Genomic DNA, 21226 nt, shown 5'->3' with positions numbered 1-21226 from the left:
ATTATATTCTTATATCACTGAAACTCTAATTGTGTTAAATAATCATAAGTTTGTCTTTTCTTAGTCAATAACTCGTAGTTTTGATAACGCTTGTTGTATCTAGGTGTTAAAACTAATTTTTTATCTTTAAAGTCAGCGACTTTATCATTGAATAAGATGATGATTTTGTTATCTTCATTTTGAATACTTTTTACATAAGGAAAATCCGTCAAAGCAAGTTTTGAGAAGTTAATATCTTGTGATTTTTTGGTATTTAATTCTTCAGTTATCTGATTGACAATATTCACTAAGTTACTTTTTAAAATATAGTCACTGCATGACTTGATGGCGGTAGAACGTAATAGGTTATATTTAGGCGTTTTTTGAACTTCGGTAATTTGTTTAGCGGTAAGCGTTGATGGTGCAGTGTTTGCTAATTGAAGATCCACACTTTCTTGACACATATTAGGGTCGTAATTAGAATATTTTTGACGAATATAAGCTTGAGTTTTATCCATCTTTTCCAACATGTCAGATTGCTGAATTTCGCTTACACTTTGAGCAAATTGTTGATATGCAGGACTGTTTTTATCTTGCATATCTTGGTAGCTAAGATTATTAGTATCTGCTAATACCAAATTTGTCGTTAGCATTGCTATTAAAAATACAAAAACGCTTTTCATAAAAACTCTCTTTAAAATGTGCTGACTTGTTCAAAATAAGATCAAGTTTCAATATCTTTTTTGCTATCATCCAATCGGTGTTCCGCTTTTAAATACTCTTCCGATTGCATTTCAAGTAAGCGTGAGCGCGTGCGTTCAATCTCAAACGCCAATTTTTGCCCTTGATACAATTCCAAAATCGGCTGTTCTGCACGTACCAAAAGCTTGACGCGGCGATCATAAAACTCATCGACGAGGTAAATAAAGCGCCTTGTCGGGTCAGCGATAATATCGTTGAGTATAGGCACATCGTCCACCAGCACCGTGCTAAACTCATTGGCGATTTCAATAAAGTCACTGGCTGAGCGCGGCTGCATACATAACGCCCGAAAATCAATGTACAAGGTGTTTTCGGTGCGACCTTTGATGGCGATATCACGACCATTGATATGAATGGGGTCTTGGATAATGTGTTGGTTGTTGCTTAGCGCGGTAAAGCGGTTGGCAAGCCAGTGGATGTTTTCTTTGGTCAACGGAGACACGTAAAGTTCGGCTTGCTGCAATACGCGCAGACGGTAGTCGATGCCACTGTCAATGTTCATGACCGTACAGTTTTTTTCAACTTCGGCAATGGCAGGTAAAAAACGGTCACGGTGAATACCATTTTTATATAAGCCATTTGGTGCGATATTTGATGTGGCAACCAAGGTGATGCCTTTTTTAAATAGCATGGTAAACAAATCACCCAAAATCATCGCATCGGAGACATTGGAGACAAAAAATTCATCAAAACAAATCACATCCGCTTCATTATGGATGATATCGGCGACTTTTTGTAGCGGGTCTTGTTGACCTTGTAGCTTGTTGAGCTCGGCGTGTACCCGTTTCATAAAGTGATGAAAGTGTTGGCGCATTTTGTTGTCGGCGGGCACCGACTCAAAAAACATATCCATCATCCAAGTCTTACCACGACCCACGCCGCCCCACATATATAGCCCTTTGGGCGGCTCAGTACGTCTTAAAAAGCTAAACAGCCCACGTTGTTTGGCGCGGTTGTCCATGATTTGTTCATAGACATTGTCCAAATAAGTCATCGCAGCGCGCTGCTGTGCGTCTTCGCTAAACTCACCAGATTTTAGCGCAAGCTCATAGCGTCGTAAGGGTCGTAAATTTGAGTTGGGCATGTTATTTCTCAGCGTAAATTAAAAAGTTGTCAAAATTCCATTTCAGCGTGCTTTGACGTAGGGGTATTAAATAAATAGATGCGATTAAATAGACGGCATTAAGGTGCCAAATAGCTCACGATGTCAAATACACCAAAAATCCGAATCAAAAACACCCATCAAAAACACAAATCAGGAACTAGGATAAAATAAAAACTGCGTTATTTGCTACTTAGCGCTTCAAGCAGCTGTTTTAATTCCCCTAATTTACCATGAAAAAAATGCCCTGTATCGTCAATGATGTGCGTTTGAATACCAAAGTTTTCCCCAAATTGTTGTAGCGAGCTTGGCGCAATCACTTCATCATTCGCGCCATAAATCATAAAGGTTTGCGCGGTGGGCAGTAGCAAATCTGAGGTGTCGTTTTTTTCAATAGAAGGGGCGATGAGTGCCAAATTCGTGATGTCAAAATCATCGACTCCCAAAAATGCGCCTTGTTCATTGACAAGCTGAGCAAGCTTGGCGGCGACAAATCCGCCAAACGAAAATCCGCCAATCCATAGCTTGCGCGCCTCGGTTTGGCTATGAATCCATTGCAGTACGGTTAACGCGTCTTCGATTTCACCTGTCACATTGCCATACTCGCCCGTTGACTGACCCACACCGCGAAAATTAAAGCGTACCACGTGCATGTTTTGGTCGCGGGCAAAACGATACATGGTGGTCACCACCTTATTCATCATCGTGCCTTCTTGCAATGGGTTTGGATGACAAAGAATGGCAACACGCTCAACCGACGCGGCGTTTGGGTTAGCAACACCCGTTGAGTCAGCTTGCCAAAGCGCGTCAACTTCAAGCTTACCGCAAGGGGCATCTATTAATTGCAAATGGGTTAATTGTGAATGGGCAGGTGAGCGCATAATCGTCCTAATCTCAGCAAAAAACTTTAAAAAAACCACCCATCATGCTAACCAATTTCACCCAAAATAGCTAGTTTGAAAATCAACAAACCAGCCAATTGTTGCGCGGATTTTATGATTTGTAAGACCACTTGCGGCGGCTTAATTTTTACCACACACTAATACAAGCCACCGACCAGATTCTATTGTTGAAATGGTGAGTTTGCCTGGATTATTGATAATTGATGAGAACTTTAACACCGCTATTGAAAAGGGACAGCCTGCAGATCATGAAATCATCTCTCAAACCGTCTTTATTAAACATCACCACATTAAAAATCACCCCATTAAAAATCACAACTGCCGCGCTGGTTGCAGCAGTGAGCTTATCTGCTTGTCAAAGTACACCAACTAATTTACCCGTGCTACAGCGCGCGAACAACACCCTAGAAACCACTGGGTTAGGCAAAAGCAAAAATATCGCCAAAGTAAATGCGTTACATATCGCAACCGAGCAGTGCCGCGGAAAATCGCCCATCGTGTTGACTGATAACTACCAGTATAATGGCGTGTTGGATGAAAACATGGGACGCGCGGCTGACCAAGCCATAGGCATGATTGGCAGCGTGTTTGGTAGCAAAAAAACCCTTGCCCGCGATGATGATTACGAATATACCATCACCTTTAAATGCCCCTAATTGTCAAAGTCAAATCATCTATCAATAAAAAAAGGTTAGGAGCGTTCCTAACCTTTATTGTTGTTGCATCATTGGCGATTTAACAAATGCTGATTGAGCTGTGCAATCACCGCTTTATCGCCTAACTGATTGATACTGTCACGAATTTTTGGAATCGGCTCGGCAGCAATCGGCTGACTATCAAATAGCTTTAACAACCGCAGTTGTAATGCTGGCTCACCTTGCTCAATGACAATATCTACGAGGGTAGGCACGTCAAAGGGCAAATCCGAAGTTGACTGTGCCATTGCTACCGCATGATAAGCGCCATGTGGGTCTTGGTCGGTTATGATACGGGTATTTACGGCTCTATAAGCTTTTTCTGAGGTACCGCCTAAGACATTGATTTTGTGTAAACAGTTAAGCGCAGAATTATCTTGTAATTGTGCAATAGCGATGATGTCTTCAGCCTGCTCTTGCAAATAGGCGCGTTTTTGTGCCAGTGCCTGTAATTGCTGCTCAGTCAGTGGCTCAGCGTTTTCGGTTTTTTTTAAGTTGGCATTAAATTGAATTTCTGACATGGCTATCCCCTTATTTATATGGTTATTAGATAAGGGTTTTTTTTATAAAATCAAATCCACCGGTTAAACGAGCGCATTTTAATGACAATCAAGCTATTTAATCACAATCCAGTTACAATGAATCAGAATCACAAAAGGGCGTGCTATGTTAGTGTTAACACTAAATCCTGACTATATCAGTGTAAGGTTGCAAGATAACCTATGGGACATTGGGCTTACGCTAAAAGTAATTGCAGAGACATTGTACGTGTTGCCACCCACCGAATTGGCATGGGAAACGGCAATTATGCGCATAGAAGATGCTTTTTCACCGCTAAAACCTAGCTTGCCCAAAGATGAATTATTAAAGGTGATAGGGGCAGAGGATTTACGCTTGCTAGCGTTTGAGCAAGATGACAATGGCGGCTATATTCGGGCTGAGATACTAGAAAAAGCTTTTGCAGTGCTGGCGGGCTATCGCTCGCTGCAAGATTTGCCTGCTATGCCCAATGACCTAGCGTTTTATGCAAAGGTATTGCTATTACGAGAATGGGTACACCATTTGGATTTTGATAAGGTTTATTTGGGTTAATTGTCATCAATAAAAAAATCGCCAGTACTCAACCAGCGATTTTTTAAAATAAGTAATTTAAGGCTGTTTTGAACACTTACTAACCAGTATTTCTTAAGCCTTGGGCAATACCATTGATAGTTAAATGAACCAAGTTAAGCGCTGCGGTATAAGACGTTTCATTATCGCTCGTCGCTTCATTGGTGGTTTCAGTGGTAGACCTTTCATCAGTAGTCGCTTCATCAGCAGTCGCTTCGCGAAGTTGTTTTAGTAAGGCGACTTGCAACCAGTTCAACGCATTCAAATACGGCAGGCGTAGCGCAAGTGAGCGTGCCAATGTACGGTTGTCATCCAGTAGTGTTTCTTTATTGGTCAGTGTCAGCAAGGCTTTAAGGCTGCGGTGATATTCTGCAGTAATGAGAGCAAAAATAGCGTTGGCTTCAGTGGCATCGTTGGCAAGCTCAACATAGGCTTGGGCGATTTCGATATCGGTTTTTGCCATCACCTGTGCCATATTTGATAACATGGCTTGCATAAAGGCGCTATGTTGGGCGTTGTGTTGCAGTTTTGCTAAGTTTTCTGGGTTATCTGCAATCAGTTTTTCGACTGCGGTGCCAAAGCCATACCACGCTGGCAGCATCAAGCGATTTTGCATCCAAGAAAATACCCAAGGAATCGCGCGCAAATCTTGAATACGCGCCAAAGACTTGCGACTAGCAGGACGTGAGCCAATATTTAAACTGGCAATTTCTTTGACCAAACTTGTCTGCAAGAAATAGTCAATAAAATACGGCTGAGTGATAAGCGCGCGATAGCAATTAAAGGCTTCATGCGATAATTGATTCATTAGGTCGCTATCAGGGCTTTCGCTATGGCTTGGCAATAGGCTCGCTTTTAGCGTTGCAGCAATCAGCGTCTCAAGGTTGCGTTCCGCGTTGCCCGCATCGGCATATTTTGCGGTAATAACTTCCCCTTGCTCGGTAATGCGGATTTGACCATCCACTGAGCCTTCTGGTTGTGCCAAAATCGCTTCAAATGACGGACCACCACCACGACCCACGCTACCGCCACGACCGTGGAATAAACGCAGTTGAATGGCATATTTTTCTGCCATTTCGACTAGCTGAATTTCGGCTTGGTATAGCGACCATTGACTGGTGACATAACCACCATCTTTGTTACTGTCTGAATAACCGAGCATAATCTCTTGCAGATTGTCACGACTGGCTAGCACCGATTTGTACCAAGGTTTATCCAGCAATTCACTCATGATGCGGGTACTGTTTTGCAGCGCCTCAATGGTTTCAAACAATGGCACAATATTGATACGGCTCACGGGTACGCCATCTTTGACCAATAATAGCCCTGATTCTTTCAATAACAACGCCAATGCCAACAAATCACTCACTTGTTCAGCATTGGAGATAATACTTTGGGTAATCGCTTTGTCACCAAAGCGATTTTTGATATCGGCTGCGGCTTGAAAAATCTCTAGCTCGCGCTGGGTTTGTGGCTCATAAGTGATATAGGGGTTATATAAAGGACGTGCAGTTGCCAATTCACGCAGCAGCACACGTTGACGCGCGGATTCAGACAAAGAAAGATAATCTTCTAAATCGGCATGTTTGAACAAATCATGGACGGTTTCGGCATGAATCCCTGAGAATTGGCGCAAGTCCAATGGCATCAGATAAAACCCAAATACTTCCACGGCGCGGATGATATCGGTGAGTCGTTCATTAGCCAGTAACTCACTGCCATTATCCACCAATGACTGATAAACAACGTACAAATCATCTAAAAACTCGTCACAATCAGCGTAGGGCTCACTAAGTCCAAAGCGACAACCGTAAGACAAATCAAACGTATGCGAGGTAGCGACTAAACGTGACGAGATAAACCCGATGGCGCGGCGATAAGGCTCTTCTTCTCTAGAGATATTATCTTCTTTGGATTGCTCGGAGAGTGCCAGTACCGCATCGCTCACTTTCACATGGCGGATAGATAGCGGCAACTCTTGGTACAGCTTGCCCAGTTGGTCACGATAAAAGTAAAACACCGTCGCCGCTTGGCGTTTGAACGCATAGCGAAGCGTATCGGCTGATACAAACGGATTGCCGTCACGGTCGCCACCAATCCAACCACCGATATTAAGTAAATTTGGCATGTCAGTGTCGGGGAAACGCTCTTTTAACTGATAATCTAATTTACGATACAGACTTGGCAAGGCTTCAAAAAAACTTAAATCAAAATAGGCAATGCCATTGTCGATTTCATCTTTGACAGTAATTTTAAAATGGCGGGTTTCATTGGTTTGCCACTGCGACAATAACGTGGCTTCTAGTTGCTGCTCGATACGATGACGTTGGTAGCCAATCGCAGTGTGGTATTCCTCAAGTAAAGCACGGATTTGACGGCGCAGTGATAAAATCGTTTGACGCTGTACTTCGGTCGGATGCGCGGTCAATACCGCACTGATAAAGGTATCATCAAGCTGTGCTTGCAACTCATCGCTGTCAATCCCTTGGGCTTTTAATTCATCAACCACATGGGCAAAACTACTTTTTGAGGCAGATTCGTCTTGTTCGTGGGCAAGGCGGCGGCGCTCATGGTGCATGTCTTCGGCGATGTTAAACACTTGCGCAAATAAGCCGCAAGCCCGAATGAGATTCTTGCGCTGTTGATGGTTGAGCGTTGGCAAAATGGCTTGAATAGTCTGCTGGGGGTCTTCGCCATTTAACAGTTTATTAATGGTTTGTTTGACCGGTTCTGAGGTTTGCTGCTCAACGACCGTTATCAGCACACGGCTAAGTAACTGGGTGTCCGCTAGCAAAGGAGAGTCTTTATCATTGTCGATAAGCTCAACAAGTGCCGTATTTGACGGATGCGAGTTTAAAGGGGTTAAGCTTAAAACGTGAGGCGGTGCAAGGCTTTTTTCATTTTCAGCTGGGTTGGCGTTGGTCTGGCTCATGACTTTTCCCTTATTTGCTTTAGTCTAAAAAGTGTAACAGGACAATTATGTTAGCACAAACTATTATCACTATAAGAAATACTAATCGTTAAAAATCCGAAATATAAACAGCGCTAAAATTATTTTGGCAAGGCTTGACGTTAGCAAGTCTATTTGCTATATTCAAAACGATACAAAACGTATCATTTGAGTTTATAAAATGAATTCAAGGAGTGAATTCAAAGAATGAATGCAATGATAGGCTTTGCTAAGCAATAAGATATTTTGCCAACCTCTGAAAACCAAACCTGCAAGCGACTTTCACCATCCGTTAAGATTCTAGCTAAGGACAGCCAATGAGTTTCTCTGACTTATACAATCAATCCATCAACGACAAACAAGCCTTTTGGGGCGAGCAAGCCAAACGAATCTATTGGCATCAACAACCCACCCAAATTTTAGATGATAGTAAGCTGCCCTTTGCCAAATGGTTTGTCGGTGGGGAAACCAATTTGTGTTACAACATGGTCGATCGCCACCTTGAAAACCGGGCAGAGCAAGATGCCTTTGTATGGGTGTCTACCGAAATCAATGCTGAAATGATTGATAATTACCCCAATATTCAGAAAGCTTTTAAGGCACTGGGCAACCCTGTTGAACTGTATACCGACTATGCCAAACGCCGCTTAACGTACAACGATTTATACAAAGAAGTAAACTATTTTGCCGATGTGCTAAAACGTCATGGCATCGACAAAGGCGACCGTGTTGTCATCTATATGCCGATGATTTTGGAAGCAGCGTATGCCATGCTCGCTTGTGTGCGTATCGGGGCGATTCATTCGGTAGTATTTGGCGGATTCGCCTCGCATAACCTCGCTGTACGCATGGATGATGCCGAAGCCAAAATGGTGATTACGGTCGATGCAGGGCTGCGCGGCGGCAAGCTCATTAATTATAAAAACTTGGTCAATAAAGCGGTCGAAGAAGCCAAAGTCAAAACCAATGTGCTGGTGATTGACCGTGGCATTATGCCATACACAGCTGAGCCGCAGGACATCGACTATGCTACTGAGCGGGCAATAAGTGCCGACAACAATGCCATAGTCGATTGTGTTTGGCTAGAGTCCAATGCGCCATCGTATCTATTATATACCTCGGGCACGACAGGCACACCCAAAGGCGTACAGCGTGACACAGGCGGCCATGCGGTAGCCCTGGCCACCGCGATGGATTTTGTCTATAACGGTAAAGCGGGCGAGACGTTTTGGGCGATTTCGGATATCGGTTGGGCAGTGGGTCACTCGTTTAGCATCTATGCCCCGTTACTGACAGGCATGACCAGTATTATTTATGAAGGCTTGCCAACCACGCCAAACCCAGGGATTTGGTGGCGAATTGTCGAAGCTAATAAAGTCAATATTTTGTTCACCGCACCGACAGGCGTACGGATGCTGCGTAAACAAGACGAAATGTGGATGAGCCGTCACGATATCTCAAGCCTAAAATCATTCTTCTTGGCAGGTGAGCCACTCGATGAGCCAACTGCCCAGTGGCTAACAGGTCACATGGGCGTGCCAATCATTGACCACTATTGGCAAACTGAGTCGGGCTGGCCCATCCTAAGCCATGCCCCAAAATTTGCAGACAATCCCGACCACAAGCCACACAAACAAGGCACACCCGGCTATCCGATGTTTGGATTTGACGCCAAAGTCATCAATGAAACCACAGGCGAACCCTGCCAAGCCAATGAAAAAGGCATGCTGGTGTTAGCCGCACCTTTACCACCCGGTTGTTTGGCCACCGTTTGGCGAAATGACGAGCGTTTTATCAATGGCTATTTTTCACTACTCGATGGCAAACAATACGCAACATCAGACTATGCGGTGATGGATGAATACGGCTACTACTATATTCTAGGGCGAACCGATGATGTCATCAATGTGGCAGGTCACCGTTTGGGTACCAAAGAAATCGAGGAAGCCATCGGTCATCACCCCGAAGTCGCCGAATCAGCGGTGGTTGGTATCCATGACGAGCTTAAAGGTGAGTTACCCATTGCCTTTTGTATTCTAAAAAATCATGACTTAGTAGCAGAAACCGAAAACCGTTTCCGCATTGAGCAGCAAATCGTGGGTGAAGTCGCAAGACAGTTGGGCGCCCTTGCTAAACCTGCGGCTATTTATTTTCCCAAAGCTTTACCCAAAACCCGTTCAGGCAAAATCTTACGCCGCTCTATCAAGGCACTGGCGGAAGGCAAAGAAACAGGCGACATGAGTACGCTGGATGACCCAACCGCGATTGAGGCGGTCAGACAAGCGATGGCGGATTATTAATGGCAATCGATAAGTTATCCACCAATAAGTTGTCAGGGCTTAAAAATCAGGGGTGATTGTGATGGAAAATTATGCCTTACTGGCTTTTAAGCACGCGCCCACGCCGATAGTGGTATTAAGCTATCGGCGTATCAAAGCGCTCAACGATGCCTTTGCCAATTTGTTCGGTTATGCGCACGATGAGCTACTCAATCAATCGATGCAAAAATTGTTTCCCAGTGTCGAAGATTTTGAAAAAATTGGCAAAGAAGCATTAACAGGTTTGGGATTACAGACCAATATGCATTACTGCGATGAGCGCTTTATGCGTCACAAAACAGGGGAAATATTTTGGGCAACTACCCACGGACGCACCTTAACCCCAGATGACCCATTCAAACTGGCAATTTGGCATTTTGAAAAAAAACCGCAAGTATCGTCCGAATCGCAGCTCACCGCACGTGAAGCCCAAATTGCGCAATATGTGGTCAATGGCTATACCTGTAAAGAGATTGGTAAGTCACTTGGTTTATCCCCCAGAACCATTGAAGTGCATAAAGCCAACTTAATGAAAAAACTGGGCGCTCGCAGCAAAGGTGAGCTAGCCTCAAAAATTATTGTCATTAACCCTATGGCAGCCGCCCAGCAAAACCACTCTAGCAAAACTACGCCAGAAAAAATACTTAAGTAATTAAGTATTATTGACAGTACCCCCCAACTCATTCACACTGTTTTGCAACGCGTTTAACGCTATCAAACGCTATACACCCAACACGGTAAAAACAAGGATTGTTACGATGACTACCCAAACTGTAAAACAACTCATCAACGGCGAATTTGTCGAATCAACCACTAGTGAGTGGATTGACCTGACCAACCCAGCCGCCCAACAAGTGATTGCCAAAGTACCCCAAACTACCCCCGATGAAATCAACCAAGCCGTCGCGGCGGCGGCAGAAGCGTTCAAAACCTGGCGCAAAACCCCAATCAACACGCGCTCGCGCATTTTCTTAAAATACCAACAACTGATTCGTGACAATATGGACGAGCTTGCCGCCATGCTCACCGAAGAACAAGGCAAAACCCTAGCCGATGCCAAAGGCGATGTGTTCCGTGGTCTTGAAGTCGTCGAACACGCCTCAGGCATTGGCAATCTGCAACAAGGCGCGTTTATCGAAAACGTAGCGACTGGCGTGGATATGTATAATATTCAGCAACCACTTGGCGTATGTGCGGGTATCACCCCGTTTAACTTCCCCGCCATGATTCCACTTTGGATGTTCCCAATGGCGATTGCCACCGGTAACACCTTCGTATTAAAACCATCAGAACAAAACCCGATGGTCACCATGCGCTTGGTAGAGCTGGCGTTAGAGGCGGGAATTCCAAAAGGCGTGTTAAACGTAGTACATGGCGGCAAAGACACTGTTGATGCCATTTGTGACCACCCCGATATCAAAGCCATCTCATTTGTGGGTTCTACTGCCGTCGGCACACACGTCTATAACTGCGCCAGCCAAGCAGGCAAACGCGTGCAATGTATGATGGGGGCTAAAAACCATGCGGTCATCCTACCCGATGCCAATAAAGAACAATGTCTTAACCAACTAGCTGGTGCCGCATTTGGAGCCGCAGGTCAGCGCTGTATGGCGTTATCCGTGGTGATTCTAGTCGGTGAAGCCAAAAACTGGGTGGGTGACATCGTGGAACGTGCCAAAAAATTGGTGGTGGCAGCCGGTAAAGATGACAAAGACTTAGGGCCTGTGATTTCAAAAGCGGCCAAAGCGCGTGTTGAACGTCTAATCCAAGCGGGCGCGGATGAAGGCGCACAAGTCCTGCTCGATGGTCGTGGTATCAAGGTGGAAGGGTTTGAGAACGGTAATTTTGTCGGACCGACTATTTTGGATAACGTCACTACCGATATGACTTGCTACAAAGAAGAAATCTTTGGACCGGTGCTTGATATCATGTATGCCGATAGCCTAGATGAAGCGATTGCCATCATCAATGCCAATCCAAACGGTAATGGCACGGCTATCTTTACCCAATCAGGTGCGGCAGCGCATAAATTTCAACAAGATATTGATGTGGGTCAAGTCGGTATTAATTTACCCATTCCGGTGCCACTACCGATGTTCTCATTCACCGGTTCTCGCGCCAGTAAGTTGGGTGACTTAGGTCCTTATGGCAAACAAGCGGTGCAGTTTTATACCCAAACCAAAACCGTCACCGCGCGTTGGTTTGATGATGAAGCCAGTAAAGGCGTGAACACTACCATTTCATTAAAATAAATAGACGTTAACAATTAATATTTCGTGATTAAGACTGATTGAATTGAGCTATCAGGTTAAAAACGTTATAGCCAATATAGCCAAGCGTCGCGATTTTGCATTAAGTTAAAGCAACGCTTGGCAACGACTGATGGCATGGATGTAATTTAGCCATAAAAAGGAATTTACCATGAATTTTTCTCTCACCGAAGACCAACAAGCTTTTGCTGATTTGGCTGCTCAATTTGCCGCTAAATCGCTTGCGCCCAACGCTGCCGAATGGGATGCCACAGGCTATTTTCCCAAAGAGGTGTTCAAAGCCGCCGGTGAACTGGGCTTTATGGGGCTTTACACCAACCCTGATTTTGGCGGACTGGGCTTGCCGCGCCTTGATGCGGCGATTATCTTTGAAAAACTGGCGTATGGCGATACGTCAACCGCCGCATTCATGACCATTCACAACATGGTCGCTTGGATGATTGGCGAGTTTGCCAAACCCGAGGTTGCCGAAAAATACTTGCCTGAACTATTAGCGGGCGAAAAATTGGGTAGTTACTGTTTGACAGAGCCTAATGCTGGCTCAGATGCGGGTTCATTAAAAACCAAAGCGGTCAAACAAGGCGACTATTACCACATTACCGGGCAAAAAATGTTTATCTCTGGGGCAGGGGCGACCGATGTGCTTGTGGTGATGGCGCGCACCTCCGACAATGGGGCAAAAGGCGTGTCTGCCTTTATCGTCGATGCTAACAGCGATGGCATCAGCTATGGCAAAAATGAGCATAAAATGGGCTGGAAAAACCAACCGACCGCGGCAGTGCATTTTACCGATGTTAAAGTCCCTGCCGAAAATCTACTGGGTGAAGAAGGACAGGGCTTTACCTTTGCCATGAAAGGCTTGGATGGCGGGCGTATCAATATCGCCACGTGTGCGGTGGGTACGGCTCAAGCTGCCCTTGACCGTGCCGTGCAGTATGTGCAGGAGCGTAGCCAGTTTGGCAAAACCCTTGACCAATTCCAAAATGTGCAGTTTAAACTTGCCGATATGCTCACCCATTTGGTGTCGGCTCGGCAGATGGTGCGATTGGCGGCGTATCATTTGGATAGTAAATCGCCCGATGCCACGGCGTATTGTGCGATGGCAAAACGCCTTGCCACGGATTTGAGTTTTGATATCGCCAACCAAGCGCTGCAGCTACACGGTGGCTATGGTTATCTACAAGAATATCCGCTAGAGCGTCATGTGCGCGATTTGCGCGTTCATCAAATCCTTGAAGGCACCAATGAAGTGATGCGGATGATTGTGTCTCGCAAAATGATGGAAGATGGGGCGTTGGCAAGATTGCAATGAATTTAAAGGCATTTTAAAAAGAATTTTAAAAGGAATTTACCATGTCAAATTATACCAATTTAAAATTAACAATCGACAATCACATTGCGGTTTTGACGCTCAACAATCCGCCTGCCCACACTTGGACCAAGGAGAGTTTAGCCAGTTTAAAACAACTGATAAATGATTTAAACTCCAACAAACAAGTTACCGCTTTGGTAGTACATGGCGATGGCGAAAAGTTTTTTTCCGCAGGGGCGGATTTAAACAGTTTTGCCAGTGGTGACAAAGGTCAAGCCGCGGAGATGGCGATGGCATTTGGAGAAGCATTTGAAGCGTTATCGGATTTCCGTGGCGTGTCGATAGCCTGTATCAACGGCTATGCCATGGGTGGCGGTCTTGAATGTGCGTTGGCGTGTGATATCCGCATTGCTGAAAGCCATGCACAAATGGCACTCCCTGAGCTATCTGTTGGCTTATTGCCGTGTGCAGGCGGTACGCAAAACTTGCCGTGGCTGGTGGGTGAAGGCTGGGCAAAACGGATGATTTTATGCGGTGAGCGTATTAAGGCAGATAAGGCGCTGCAAATTGGTTTGGTGGAAGAAGTCGTGGAAAGTGGCAAAGGGTTACAAACGGCTTTAGAATTGGCTCAACAAGTGGCGAAGCAATCCCCTGATGCGATTGCGTCAAGCAAGACTTTGATTATGTCGGCACGTTATCAGCCACCAAGTTTTAACTGGATAAAGGAACGTGAGTTATTTATTAAGCTGTTTGATGGCGATAACCAACAAGAGGGCGTCAATGCGTTCTTAGAAAAACGCTCGCCACAGTGGAAATAAACAAAAACTATTTATGAGTGAAATTCAACTATTCTTCATAACCGATATTACCAATTTAATTTTTGCATATGAGCACCCATTAAATGAAGAATGGGAAAATAAATTACTAATAAAAAATCATTACACTTATATTGATGATAAATTACTTAGATATTTAGCCGATAGTTTAGAATGGGTTAATTTTAGTGTTGATGAGAAAGACGTAGTTTATCAAGGATTAGATTTTGAAGGTGTGAATACGCTTTATCCAAATCAAATTACTAGTTTTAAAAAGTTAATTTTGGCTTGGATTGCACTTTTTGAAAATGCAAACCAAACATTTGATTTAAACCGTTTTAACCAACCTCAAACTTTTGATAAATCCACTGTTTTAACGCAACTTTATCAATTAGTTGAGTTTTGTCAAATTGTTGAAAATAACCCAAATAAATGCTTAGTACATATCGGACTATAATAGGAAAATAAAAATGAGCGAGGAAAATCAACAACCTGTAATATTTGAAACGATAGCCACCCACTGTGGTCACCACATCGGCACAATGACATTGAACGACCCGAAAGCCCTAAACGCCCTAAGTGTCGATATGTGCAAACTGATGGCAAATCAGCTCGCCAAGTGGGCAACCGATGACAACATCGTCGCTATTTTGCTAAAGGGAAGTGGCGACAAGGCGTTCTGTGCAGGGGGTAATATCCGCAAACTGTATGACAGCATGATTGACACCCCGCCCCAAGTGCCTATGCAGCAGCCCAATCCGTACGGGGTTGAATTCTTCGAAAACGAATACAGTCTATACCGGCAAATGCACTTCTACCCAAAACCGATTGTCTTGTGGGGTAATGGTATTGTCATGGGCGGTGGCATGGGCTTGATGGCGATGTGTAGCCATCGTATCGTCACCGAAACTACCCGTTTTGCCATGCCAGAGATTACCATCGGCTTATACCCTGATGCCACAGGTTCGTGGTTTTTGGCGCGCATGCCTGCCAAAATTGGGCTGTTTTTGGGCTTGACAGGGGCGAACTGCAACGCCAACGATGCGATTTTCTCTAGCCTTGCTGAGTATGCGGTGGCAAGTAGCGAATACGACAAAGTGCTTGACGCGCTAAAACAAGCCAATTGGCAAGCTGACAACAGTTTACATGATATCGCAAGTCAAGCCTTAGCCAAAATTCATCATACCGAGCATTTAGCAGAGAGTCATTTGATGAAGCATTTTAATACTATCCAAGCGCTAGTAAACAAAGGCTCAGTGCATGATATAGATGCAGCGTTGCGCGATGACAACTTTACCAAAGTCAACGGCGAAGCGGATAAATGGCTCACCAAAGCGGTCGAGACTTATCAGCACGGGTGCCCTGTTAGTGCGGCATTAACGGTTGAGATGTTTAAACATGCCAGCAAATTATCGCTTGAGCAAGTGCTATATATAGAGATGAATGCGTCGCTACATTGTGTTAATTACCCCGATTTTCGTGAGGGTGTACGCGCGTTACTGATTGATAAAGACAAATCGCCAAAATGGCGTAAAACCCTTGATGAATGCGATGCCCGCTATATCCAGTCACATCTTGCGCCAGCTTTTCCCAATAGCGAACATCCCTTTGAGTCTTGGTTGGGTAGCGATTCGCTCTCAGCAAAATTAGCCAAACTTGCTGTATAAAGTTTACAAACACCACAACATACAAGGAATGTATATGCCAAATAATCAACAAACAGCCATTAAAAAAATTGCTTTTATCGGACTTGGTAATATGGGCAAACCGATGGCAGAAAATCTCATCAAAAATGGCTTTGCCTTAAACGTATTTGACCTAAACACCGCCGTGCTAGACGACCTTGCCAAACAAGGGGCAAACGTGGCGACTTCACCTGTGGACGCAAGCAAAGAGGTGGATATGGTCATCACCATGTTACCTGCAGGTCAACATGTCAAAGAGGTGTATCTGGGTAAAGACGGTAATCTAGGCTTGCTCGATGTGGTGGGTAAAAATACCTTGCTGGTCGATAGTAGTACCATCGCAGCGAGTGATGCGCGTGAAGTTGCGCAAGTCGCGGCAGAAAAAGGTATTGGTTTTATGGATGCGCCCGTATCAGGCGGTACGGCAGGGGCAGCAGCAGGGACACTTAGCTTTATCGTGGGCGGGCAAGCTGAGCAATTTGAGCAGGTCAAACCCGTTTTAGAGGCGATGGGAAAAAATATCTTTCACGCGGGCGAGGTCGGTGCAGGTCAAGTCGCCAAAATCTGTAATAACATGCTGCTTGGTGTGATTATGACAGGGACAGCAGAAGCCATGAATTTGGGCGCCAAAAACGGCTTAGACCCAAAAGTCTTAGCCAGTATTTTGTCAGCCAGCACCGGTCGTAACTGGGCGCTAGAAGTGTGTAATCCGCATCCCGATGTTGGTGACGCCATGCCATCAAGCCGTGGTTATACCGGTGGATTTATGAGTAAACTCATGCTCAAAGACATGAACCTTGCCAAACAAACAGCCAATGATACCAAGGTGGTGACGCCAATGGCAGACCAAGCGACGGCGCTTTACACCAAACATAGTGAGCAACATGGGGATAAAGATTTCTCAAGCATTATGGCGCATTATGATGCGAACGTTCTGCAATAAGTTTTGGCATTTAGCAAAAAGCTAGGATTTTTTTCTGGCTTTTTTCTGATCGTTAATTCAAAAGTTAACCCAAAAATAGGGTAGAATTAGCGTCAATCCTAATTTATCGCATTAGTTTTATTATGTCTAAGCCAACAGCACGCCCCAAAAAACCAAAAATTGTCTTTTTTGATATTGATGACACGTTGTACATCAAGCAGCAAGAAAGGGTGCCACAATCCGCGATTGAGGCACTCAAACAATTAAAGCAGCAAGGCGTTATGGTCGCTATCGCCACCGGTCGGGGTCGTGCGGTTTTTCCCAAAGCGGTGTATGAGCTCATTGAAACCGTGGGTATCGATGTGCTGGTCACCATCAACGGTCAATGCAGTCATCACCAAGGGGAATTGTTAGCGCATTATCCGATGACCCCTGCGCAAATTAAACTGATTACCGATTATGTTGAATCAAATAATTTATCCTATGCCTATATGACCGATACGGAAATTATCGCGTTAGCGGAAGATGATGCGCTGTCAGAAGCTTTGAATTCGCTTAAAATAGCTTACCGTACTGCCCGTCATGATGACATTGATTTGTCGATACCTATTTATCAAGTCGTGGCATTTCATCCTGACAACACGCAGGTAAATTTTGAATTTCCCTCGACTTTAAAAATCATGCGCTGGCATAAAAACGGTATCGATATTCTAGATGCTACGGGCTCGAAGGCACGCGGCATTGCGCAGGCGCTCAATAAACTGGGGCTGGATTTTGAAGATGCGATGGCATTCGGCGATGGGGTGAATGATATCGAAATGTTACAGACAGTCGGCTTTGGCGTGGCGATGGGGAATGCCCATGCCGATGTGAAAGCGGCGGCTGACTATGTATGTCCAGCTGCGTGGGAAGATGGCATCTATCAGGGCTTACAACATTTGGGTTTGTTGCCACATTGATGAGGCAGCAAATGATTAAGCCCCGCCATGTTATATAAAATCTATCAATAAAATCGCTTTGAGCGTTTTAACTTTGCCTTGTCAAAACTGTCAAGGATAACATTTAAATTTCCCCAAAAAACGCATCTCGAATATCATCCGCAGCTTTTTGCATATCCGGTACAAACCCAATCAAATCCTCGAGGGATTTGCGTGTTTTGGGTGCGGTTGTGTACAGTGAGCCGATGTAACGACCTTGGGTGTCATTGATTGCCACAGCAATTGAGACCGCTTGGGCAATATATTCTTCATCAGAAATTGCATAGCGCTGCTTGGCTACCTGTTCAAGGCTTTGATTGAGCGCATCCCTATCGGTAATTGTGGCAGGGGTGATAGCGGTTAACGATAAATTTTTTAGTAGCGTGACCCTATCATCTTTTGTGAGCGTACTGAGGTAGATTTTACCAGCCGCCGTACACCAAATGGGTGCTTGCGAATCAGTGGGCATATACACTTGTAAGGCAGAAGGACAAGGTACGCGGTCGGTATATACCATGTTGACGTAATAGGGTACCGCCATGCCACAGGTTTCACCGATTTTATCGACCAGTCTTTGCAAAATCGCAAACCGCTGAATCGCCACTTGCTGGCTTTGCCAAAGATGAATCGCCATATGCCGCGTACGCGACGCAGGCACAATCGTACCATTGATATCGACCCGCACAAAGCCTTCTTCTTGCAGCTGCTGTATCAGCCGGTGCATGGTTGGTTTTGGAATATCCAAAATCTCAGACAAATCCAGCGGGGATAAAGGACGCTGTGCCGCAGACACGGCTTCGATGATTTTTAAAACACGGGTAATAGAAGAAACTCGAGCCATTATATTGTCTTTTTAAGTCTAGGGTCAGCACGTCGCCAGAAAAAATTGAAAAAAATATTTTGCAAAGTTAGCAGTGATTAAAGTGCAAGGTTTTTTGATTATACCAAAATTTTTTTAAACTTCACCTGCTATTTGCGGGTTCATCATGCATAACCTCAGTGTTGCAGACCCAATTTGCTTTCAAATTGAGCTTGCGGGCAATATCCGCTAATATAGTCGGCATTTAACGCTTAACCAAGCCATATTTATCAATACCAAGACATATTTATCAATTTGGGGAAAACACATGCCGCGTTTTGTCAGTTTTAATATCAATGGATTGCGGGCGCGCCCACACCAGCTTGAAGCCATTCGCGATATTATCGCGCCCGATGTCATCGGGCTACAAGAAACCAAAGTACATGATGAAGCATTTCCGCTGCAGAGCGTGCAGCAATTGGGCTATCATGTCGAATTTTTTGGGCAAAAATCTCATTATGGCGTGGCGTTATTATCACGACAAAAACCTATTTTTGTACAAAAAGGCTTTCCAACCGATAGCGACGATGCGCAGCGACGATTTATCCATGCGCGCTATGATTTTAATGGCAAATATATTGATGTGCTTAATGGCTATTTCCCGCAAGGTGAAAATCGCAAGCATGAAACCAAATTTCCGATGAAGCGCAAATTCTATGCCGATTTAACCGACTATATCTTGCAGCTTAAAGCAGAAAATCGCAGTATGATTTTGATGGGGGATATGAATATTGCGCCGCTTGATTTTGATATTGGCATTAGCGAGGATAGTGTCAAACGTTGGCTAAAAAATGGCACGTGCTCGTTTTTGCCAGAGGAGCGAGAGTGGTACCAAGCCCTGCTAGCGACAGATTTGCATGATACTTATCGGGCGTTATATGCCGACGGTCAAGCGCTGAGCTGGTTTGATTATCGCAGCAAGGGATTTGACGATGAGCCAAAGCGTGGGCTGCGCATTGACCATATCTTGATGACGCCTGATTTGGCGGATAAGCTCAACGGTGCAGGCGTCAGCTATGATTTGCGTGCCATGGAAAAACCCAGCGACCATGCCCCGATTTGGGCAGATTTTTTGGATTAATCAATTAAACAACAGTAAGGAGCGCTCTCATGCCAGTTGGCAATGTCGAACTTGTAAAATTAAACCCAGTGAAAGGGGTAAAAATTGGCATCACCGAAGCCCACGTGCGCTACGCAGGGCGCAAAGACTTAACGGTTTTTGACATCATAGCGGGCGCAAATACCGCGGTTGTCACCACGCAAAACCAATTTTGTGCCGCGCCTGTGCAGTTGCTGCGAGAATTTATCGGCAAAGACAGTCCGCGTTATTTGATTGTCAACACGGGCAACGCCAACGCTGCCACGGGTGAAGACGGTAAACAGCGTGCCAAAACAACGTGTGTGGCACTGGCAGAAAAAACCGGTGTCGCAGCCGAGCAAGTATTGCCTTACTCCACCGGGGTGATTGGGGAAATCTTGCCGGCGGATAAAATTATCGCAGGGTTAGACAGCGCCTTAGCCAATTTAAGCGAAGATAATTGGCTTGGCGCCGCCCACAGCATCATGACTACCGATACCACACCAAAAGGACATAGCGAACAAATCACGATTGATGCCATCACCTATACCGTGACAGGTATCTCAAAAGGGGCTGGCATGATTCACCCCAATATGGCGACCATGCTTGGCTTTGTGGCAACCGATGCCAACATTGAGAAAACATTGCTACAACATATCTTGACCGACACGGTGAATCAGTCATTTAACCGCATCACGGTGGATGGCGACACCTCAACCAATGACTGCTGTACGTTGATTGCCACAGGACAAGTTGGGGAGATGATTGACAGCGAAAATCACCCGCATTATCAAGCGATTTATCAGGCGATTAACAATGTGATGATTCGAATCGCTCAATTAATTGTACGCGATGGTGAAGGGGCAACCAAATTTATCACGGTCAAAGTGACAGGCGGTGAAACCTCTGAAGAATGTGCCAAAATCGCGTATGAAGTGGCGCATTCACCGCTGGTAAAAACCGCATTTTTTGCCAGTGACCCAAATTGGGGACGTATTTTGGCAGCGGTAGGTAAAGCGGGCGTGATGCTCGACCAGTCAAAAGTGGCGGTATCACTCGATGAGGTGCGTATCTGCGAGCGCGGCGGCTTGGCACACGACTATACCGAGGCGCGTGGCAGCCAGGTGATGAAGCGTCCTGAAATTACCATTCATATTGAACTGGGTCGCGGGCAGGCGAGTGATACCGTATATACCTGTGATTTATCATACGAGTATGTCAAAATCAATGCTGATTATCGTTCTTAAAGTCAATTAAAGGTAACGAATGAAAAAACTAACCACCCTGCTTTTTGTGCTGACCACCGCTGTTATCTTACAAGGGTGTGTGCATAAAGTTGTCACTGTCCCTGTCAAAGTTGCCTATAAGACCACCAAAGGGGTGGTCAAAGGCACGGTAGCCGTCGCTAAAGCGGTGATACCAGGTGATAGTGACGACAAAAAAGACTAAACACAGGCTGTCTAGTGATGTATGTCACACTCATTCACTGA

The 21226-nt window shown here is 45.0% G+C and carries 20 protein-coding genes; 14 read left to right on the top strand and 6 right to left on the bottom strand.

The window, feature by feature from the left end:
- Positions 1 to 14: 14 nt before the first annotated feature.
- From ACAM37_RS05815 to ACAM37_RS05805, 3 genes are all read right to left on the bottom strand, one after another.
- A complete protein-coding gene (locus ACAM37_RS05815) occupies positions 15 to 662 on the bottom strand; it encodes a hypothetical protein (RefSeq protein ID WP_144917534.1) in 648 nt (215 codons plus the stop codon).
- 41 nt (positions 663 to 703) lie between these two features.
- On the bottom strand, positions 704 to 1825 hold the full coding sequence (gene zapE / locus ACAM37_RS05810; protein WP_369625709.1) for a cell division protein ZapE: 1122 nt from the start codon (positions 1823 to 1825) through the stop codon (positions 704 to 706).
- A gap of 200 nt (positions 1826 to 2025) precedes the next feature.
- Positions 2026 to 2724, bottom strand: coding sequence for an alpha/beta hydrolase (locus tag ACAM37_RS05805; RefSeq protein ID WP_369625708.1), 699 nt, complete (start codon positions 2722 to 2724; stop codon positions 2026 to 2028).
- Positions 2725 to 2993: 269 nt separating this feature from the next.
- Here ACAM37_RS05805 and ACAM37_RS05800 point away from each other — a divergent pair, with 269 nt between their 5' ends.
- Positions 2994 to 3401: a hypothetical protein gene (locus tag ACAM37_RS05800; protein WP_369625707.1), complete on the top strand. Its 408-nt coding sequence runs from the start codon at positions 2994 to 2996 to the stop codon at positions 3399 to 3401.
- A 68-nt stretch (positions 3402 to 3469) separates the two neighbouring features.
- Here the strand turns inward: ACAM37_RS05800 and ACAM37_RS05795 are convergent, their stop codons facing one another.
- Entirely contained in the window at positions 3470 to 3961 is a 492-nt protein-coding gene (locus ACAM37_RS05795; protein ID WP_007116834.1) for a hypothetical protein, read from the bottom strand.
- 145 nt (positions 3962 to 4106) lie between these two features.
- Between ACAM37_RS05795 and ACAM37_RS05790 the strand changes: the two genes are divergently transcribed.
- Positions 4107 to 4532 carry a hypothetical protein gene (locus ACAM37_RS05790; protein ID WP_369625706.1) on the top strand — a complete coding sequence of 142 codons (426 nt, stop codon included), beginning with the start codon at positions 4107 to 4109 and terminating at the stop codon, positions 4530 to 4532.
- A gap of 79 nt (positions 4533 to 4611) precedes the next feature.
- Here the strand turns inward: ACAM37_RS05790 and ppc are convergent, their stop codons facing one another.
- Positions 4612 to 7482 (bottom strand): phosphoenolpyruvate carboxylase, encoded by a 2871-nt coding sequence (gene ppc, locus ACAM37_RS05785; protein ID WP_369625705.1) that lies wholly within the window; start codon positions 7480 to 7482, stop codon positions 4612 to 4614.
- A gap of 335 nt (positions 7483 to 7817) precedes the next feature.
- Between ppc and ACAM37_RS05780 the strand changes: the two genes are divergently transcribed.
- The 9 genes from ACAM37_RS05780 (at position 7818) to ACAM37_RS05740 (ending at position 17781) form a co-directional block, all read left to right on the top strand.
- Positions 7818 to 9800 carry a propionate--CoA ligase gene (locus tag ACAM37_RS05780; RefSeq protein ID WP_369625704.1) on the top strand — a complete coding sequence of 661 codons (1983 nt, stop codon included), beginning with the start codon at positions 7818 to 7820 and terminating at the stop codon, positions 9798 to 9800.
- 61 nt (positions 9801 to 9861) lie between these two features.
- Positions 9862 to 10470: a LuxR C-terminal-related transcriptional regulator gene (locus ACAM37_RS05775; RefSeq protein ID WP_369625703.1), complete on the top strand. Its 609-nt coding sequence runs from the start codon at positions 9862 to 9864 to the stop codon at positions 10468 to 10470.
- 106 nt (positions 10471 to 10576) lie between these two features.
- Positions 10577 to 12070, top strand: coding sequence for a CoA-acylating methylmalonate-semialdehyde dehydrogenase (locus ACAM37_RS05770; RefSeq protein ID WP_369625702.1), 1494 nt, complete (start codon positions 10577 to 10579; stop codon positions 12068 to 12070).
- 169 nt (positions 12071 to 12239) lie between these two features.
- Positions 12240 to 13400, top strand: a complete 1161-nt coding sequence (locus ACAM37_RS05765) for an acyl-CoA dehydrogenase family protein (RefSeq protein WP_007116828.1) — start codon at positions 12240 to 12242, stop codon at positions 13398 to 13400.
- Positions 13401 to 13441: 41 nt separating this feature from the next.
- A complete protein-coding gene (locus ACAM37_RS05760) occupies positions 13442 to 14218 on the top strand; it encodes an enoyl-CoA hydratase (protein WP_369625701.1) in 777 nt (258 codons plus the stop codon).
- Between the two features lie 13 nt (positions 14219 to 14231).
- Positions 14232 to 14672, top strand: coding sequence for a hypothetical protein (locus tag ACAM37_RS05755; RefSeq protein ID WP_369625700.1), 441 nt, complete (start codon positions 14232 to 14234; stop codon positions 14670 to 14672).
- Positions 14673 to 14685: 13 nt separating this feature from the next.
- Positions 14686 to 15882: an enoyl-CoA hydratase/isomerase family protein gene (locus ACAM37_RS05750; protein WP_369625699.1), complete on the top strand. Its 1197-nt coding sequence runs from the start codon at positions 14686 to 14688 to the stop codon at positions 15880 to 15882.
- Positions 15883 to 15916: 34 nt separating this feature from the next.
- The gene (gene mmsB / locus ACAM37_RS05745; protein WP_369625698.1) at positions 15917 to 16843 is read left to right on the top strand and encodes a 3-hydroxyisobutyrate dehydrogenase; all 927 of its coding nucleotides are present in this window, start codon (positions 15917 to 15919) and stop codon (positions 16841 to 16843) included.
- A gap of 122 nt (positions 16844 to 16965) precedes the next feature.
- Positions 16966 to 17781, top strand: a complete 816-nt coding sequence (locus ACAM37_RS05740) for a Cof-type HAD-IIB family hydrolase (protein WP_369625697.1) — start codon at positions 16966 to 16968, stop codon at positions 17779 to 17781.
- A gap of 103 nt (positions 17782 to 17884) precedes the next feature.
- On the opposite strand, the gene ACAM37_RS05735 is transcribed toward ACAM37_RS05740, so the two are convergent.
- Entirely contained in the window at positions 17885 to 18640 is a 756-nt protein-coding gene (locus ACAM37_RS05735; protein ID WP_050324324.1) for an IclR family transcriptional regulator, read from the bottom strand.
- A 286-nt stretch (positions 18641 to 18926) separates the two neighbouring features.
- Between ACAM37_RS05735 and xthA the strand changes: the two genes are divergently transcribed.
- Genes xthA through ACAM37_RS05720 form a run of 3 tightly spaced genes read left to right on the top strand, consistent with a single transcriptional unit; the run spans position 18927 to position 21185 of the window.
- The gene (gene xthA / locus ACAM37_RS05730) at positions 18927 to 19739 is read left to right on the top strand and encodes an exodeoxyribonuclease III (RefSeq protein ID WP_369625696.1); all 813 of its coding nucleotides are present in this window, start codon (positions 18927 to 18929) and stop codon (positions 19737 to 19739) included.
- Positions 19740 to 19768: 29 nt separating this feature from the next.
- The gene (gene argJ, locus ACAM37_RS05725; RefSeq protein WP_369625695.1) at positions 19769 to 20983 is read left to right on the top strand and encodes a bifunctional glutamate N-acetyltransferase/amino-acid acetyltransferase ArgJ; all 1215 of its coding nucleotides are present in this window, start codon (positions 19769 to 19771) and stop codon (positions 20981 to 20983) included.
- A 19-nt stretch (positions 20984 to 21002) separates the two neighbouring features.
- The gene (locus tag ACAM37_RS05720) at positions 21003 to 21185 is read left to right on the top strand and encodes an NF038104 family lipoprotein (RefSeq protein ID WP_076775972.1); all 183 of its coding nucleotides are present in this window, start codon (positions 21003 to 21005) and stop codon (positions 21183 to 21185) included.
- Positions 21186 to 21226 lie beyond the last annotated feature (41 nt).

The sequence above is a fragment of the Moraxella sp. K23 genome (genome assembly GCF_041154765.1).
Classification (GTDB): domain Bacteria; phylum Pseudomonadota; class Gammaproteobacteria; order Pseudomonadales; family Moraxellaceae; genus Faucicola; species Faucicola tetraodonis.
The sequence above is the reverse complement of the archived record's forward strand: the minus strand, read 5'-3'. Positions and strand labels throughout refer to the sequence as shown.

Excerpts from the sequence above, each read along its gene's own strand:
- ppc (WP_369625705.1), bottom strand. The coding sequence starts at position 7,482 with ATGAGCCAGACCAACGCCAACCCAGCTGAAAATGAAAAAAGCCTTGCA.
- ACAM37_RS05790 (WP_369625706.1), top strand. The coding sequence starts at position 4,107 with ATGTTAGTGTTAACACTAAATCCTGACTATATCAGTGTAAGGTTGCAA.
- ACAM37_RS05755 (WP_369625700.1), top strand. The coding sequence starts at position 14,232 with ATGAGTGAAATTCAACTATTCTTCATAACCGATATTACCAATTTAATT.
- ACAM37_RS05795 (WP_007116834.1), bottom strand. The coding sequence starts at position 3,961 with ATGTCAGAAATTCAATTTAATGCCAACTTAAAAAAAACCGAAAACGCT.
- ACAM37_RS05780 (WP_369625704.1), top strand. The coding sequence starts at position 7,818 with ATGAGTTTCTCTGACTTATACAATCAATCCATCAACGACAAACAAGCC.
- mmsB (WP_369625698.1), top strand. The coding sequence starts at position 15,917 with ATGCCAAATAATCAACAAACAGCCATTAAAAAAATTGCTTTTATCGGA.
- ACAM37_RS05750 (WP_369625699.1), top strand. The coding sequence starts at position 14,686 with ATGAGCGAGGAAAATCAACAACCTGTAATATTTGAAACGATAGCCACC.
- ACAM37_RS05740 (WP_369625697.1), top strand. The coding sequence starts at position 16,966 with ATGTCTAAGCCAACAGCACGCCCCAAAAAACCAAAAATTGTCTTTTTT.
- ACAM37_RS05760 (WP_369625701.1), top strand. The coding sequence starts at position 13,442 with ATGTCAAATTATACCAATTTAAAATTAACAATCGACAATCACATTGCG.
- ACAM37_RS05765 (WP_007116828.1), top strand. The coding sequence starts at position 12,240 with ATGAATTTTTCTCTCACCGAAGACCAACAAGCTTTTGCTGATTTGGCT.
- ACAM37_RS05720 (WP_076775972.1), top strand. The coding sequence starts at position 21,003 with ATGAAAAAACTAACCACCCTGCTTTTTGTGCTGACCACCGCTGTTATC.
- ACAM37_RS05735 (WP_050324324.1), bottom strand. The coding sequence starts at position 18,640 with ATGGCTCGAGTTTCTTCTATTACCCGTGTTTTAAAAATCATCGAAGCC.
- ACAM37_RS05800 (WP_369625707.1), top strand. The coding sequence starts at position 2,994 with ATGAAATCATCTCTCAAACCGTCTTTATTAAACATCACCACATTAAAA.
- zapE (WP_369625709.1), bottom strand. The coding sequence starts at position 1,825 with ATGCCCAACTCAAATTTACGACCCTTACGACGCTATGAGCTTGCGCTA.
- ACAM37_RS05815 (WP_144917534.1), bottom strand. The coding sequence starts at position 662 with ATGAAAAGCGTTTTTGTATTTTTAATAGCAATGCTAACGACAAATTTG.
- ACAM37_RS05805 (WP_369625708.1), bottom strand. The coding sequence starts at position 2,724 with ATGCGCTCACCTGCCCATTCACAATTAACCCATTTGCAATTAATAGAT.
- ACAM37_RS05770 (WP_369625702.1), top strand. The coding sequence starts at position 10,577 with ATGACTACCCAAACTGTAAAACAACTCATCAACGGCGAATTTGTCGAA.
- ACAM37_RS05775 (WP_369625703.1), top strand. The coding sequence starts at position 9,862 with ATGGAAAATTATGCCTTACTGGCTTTTAAGCACGCGCCCACGCCGATA.
- xthA (WP_369625696.1), top strand. The coding sequence starts at position 18,927 with ATGCCGCGTTTTGTCAGTTTTAATATCAATGGATTGCGGGCGCGCCCA.
- argJ (WP_369625695.1), top strand. The coding sequence starts at position 19,769 with ATGCCAGTTGGCAATGTCGAACTTGTAAAATTAAACCCAGTGAAAGGG.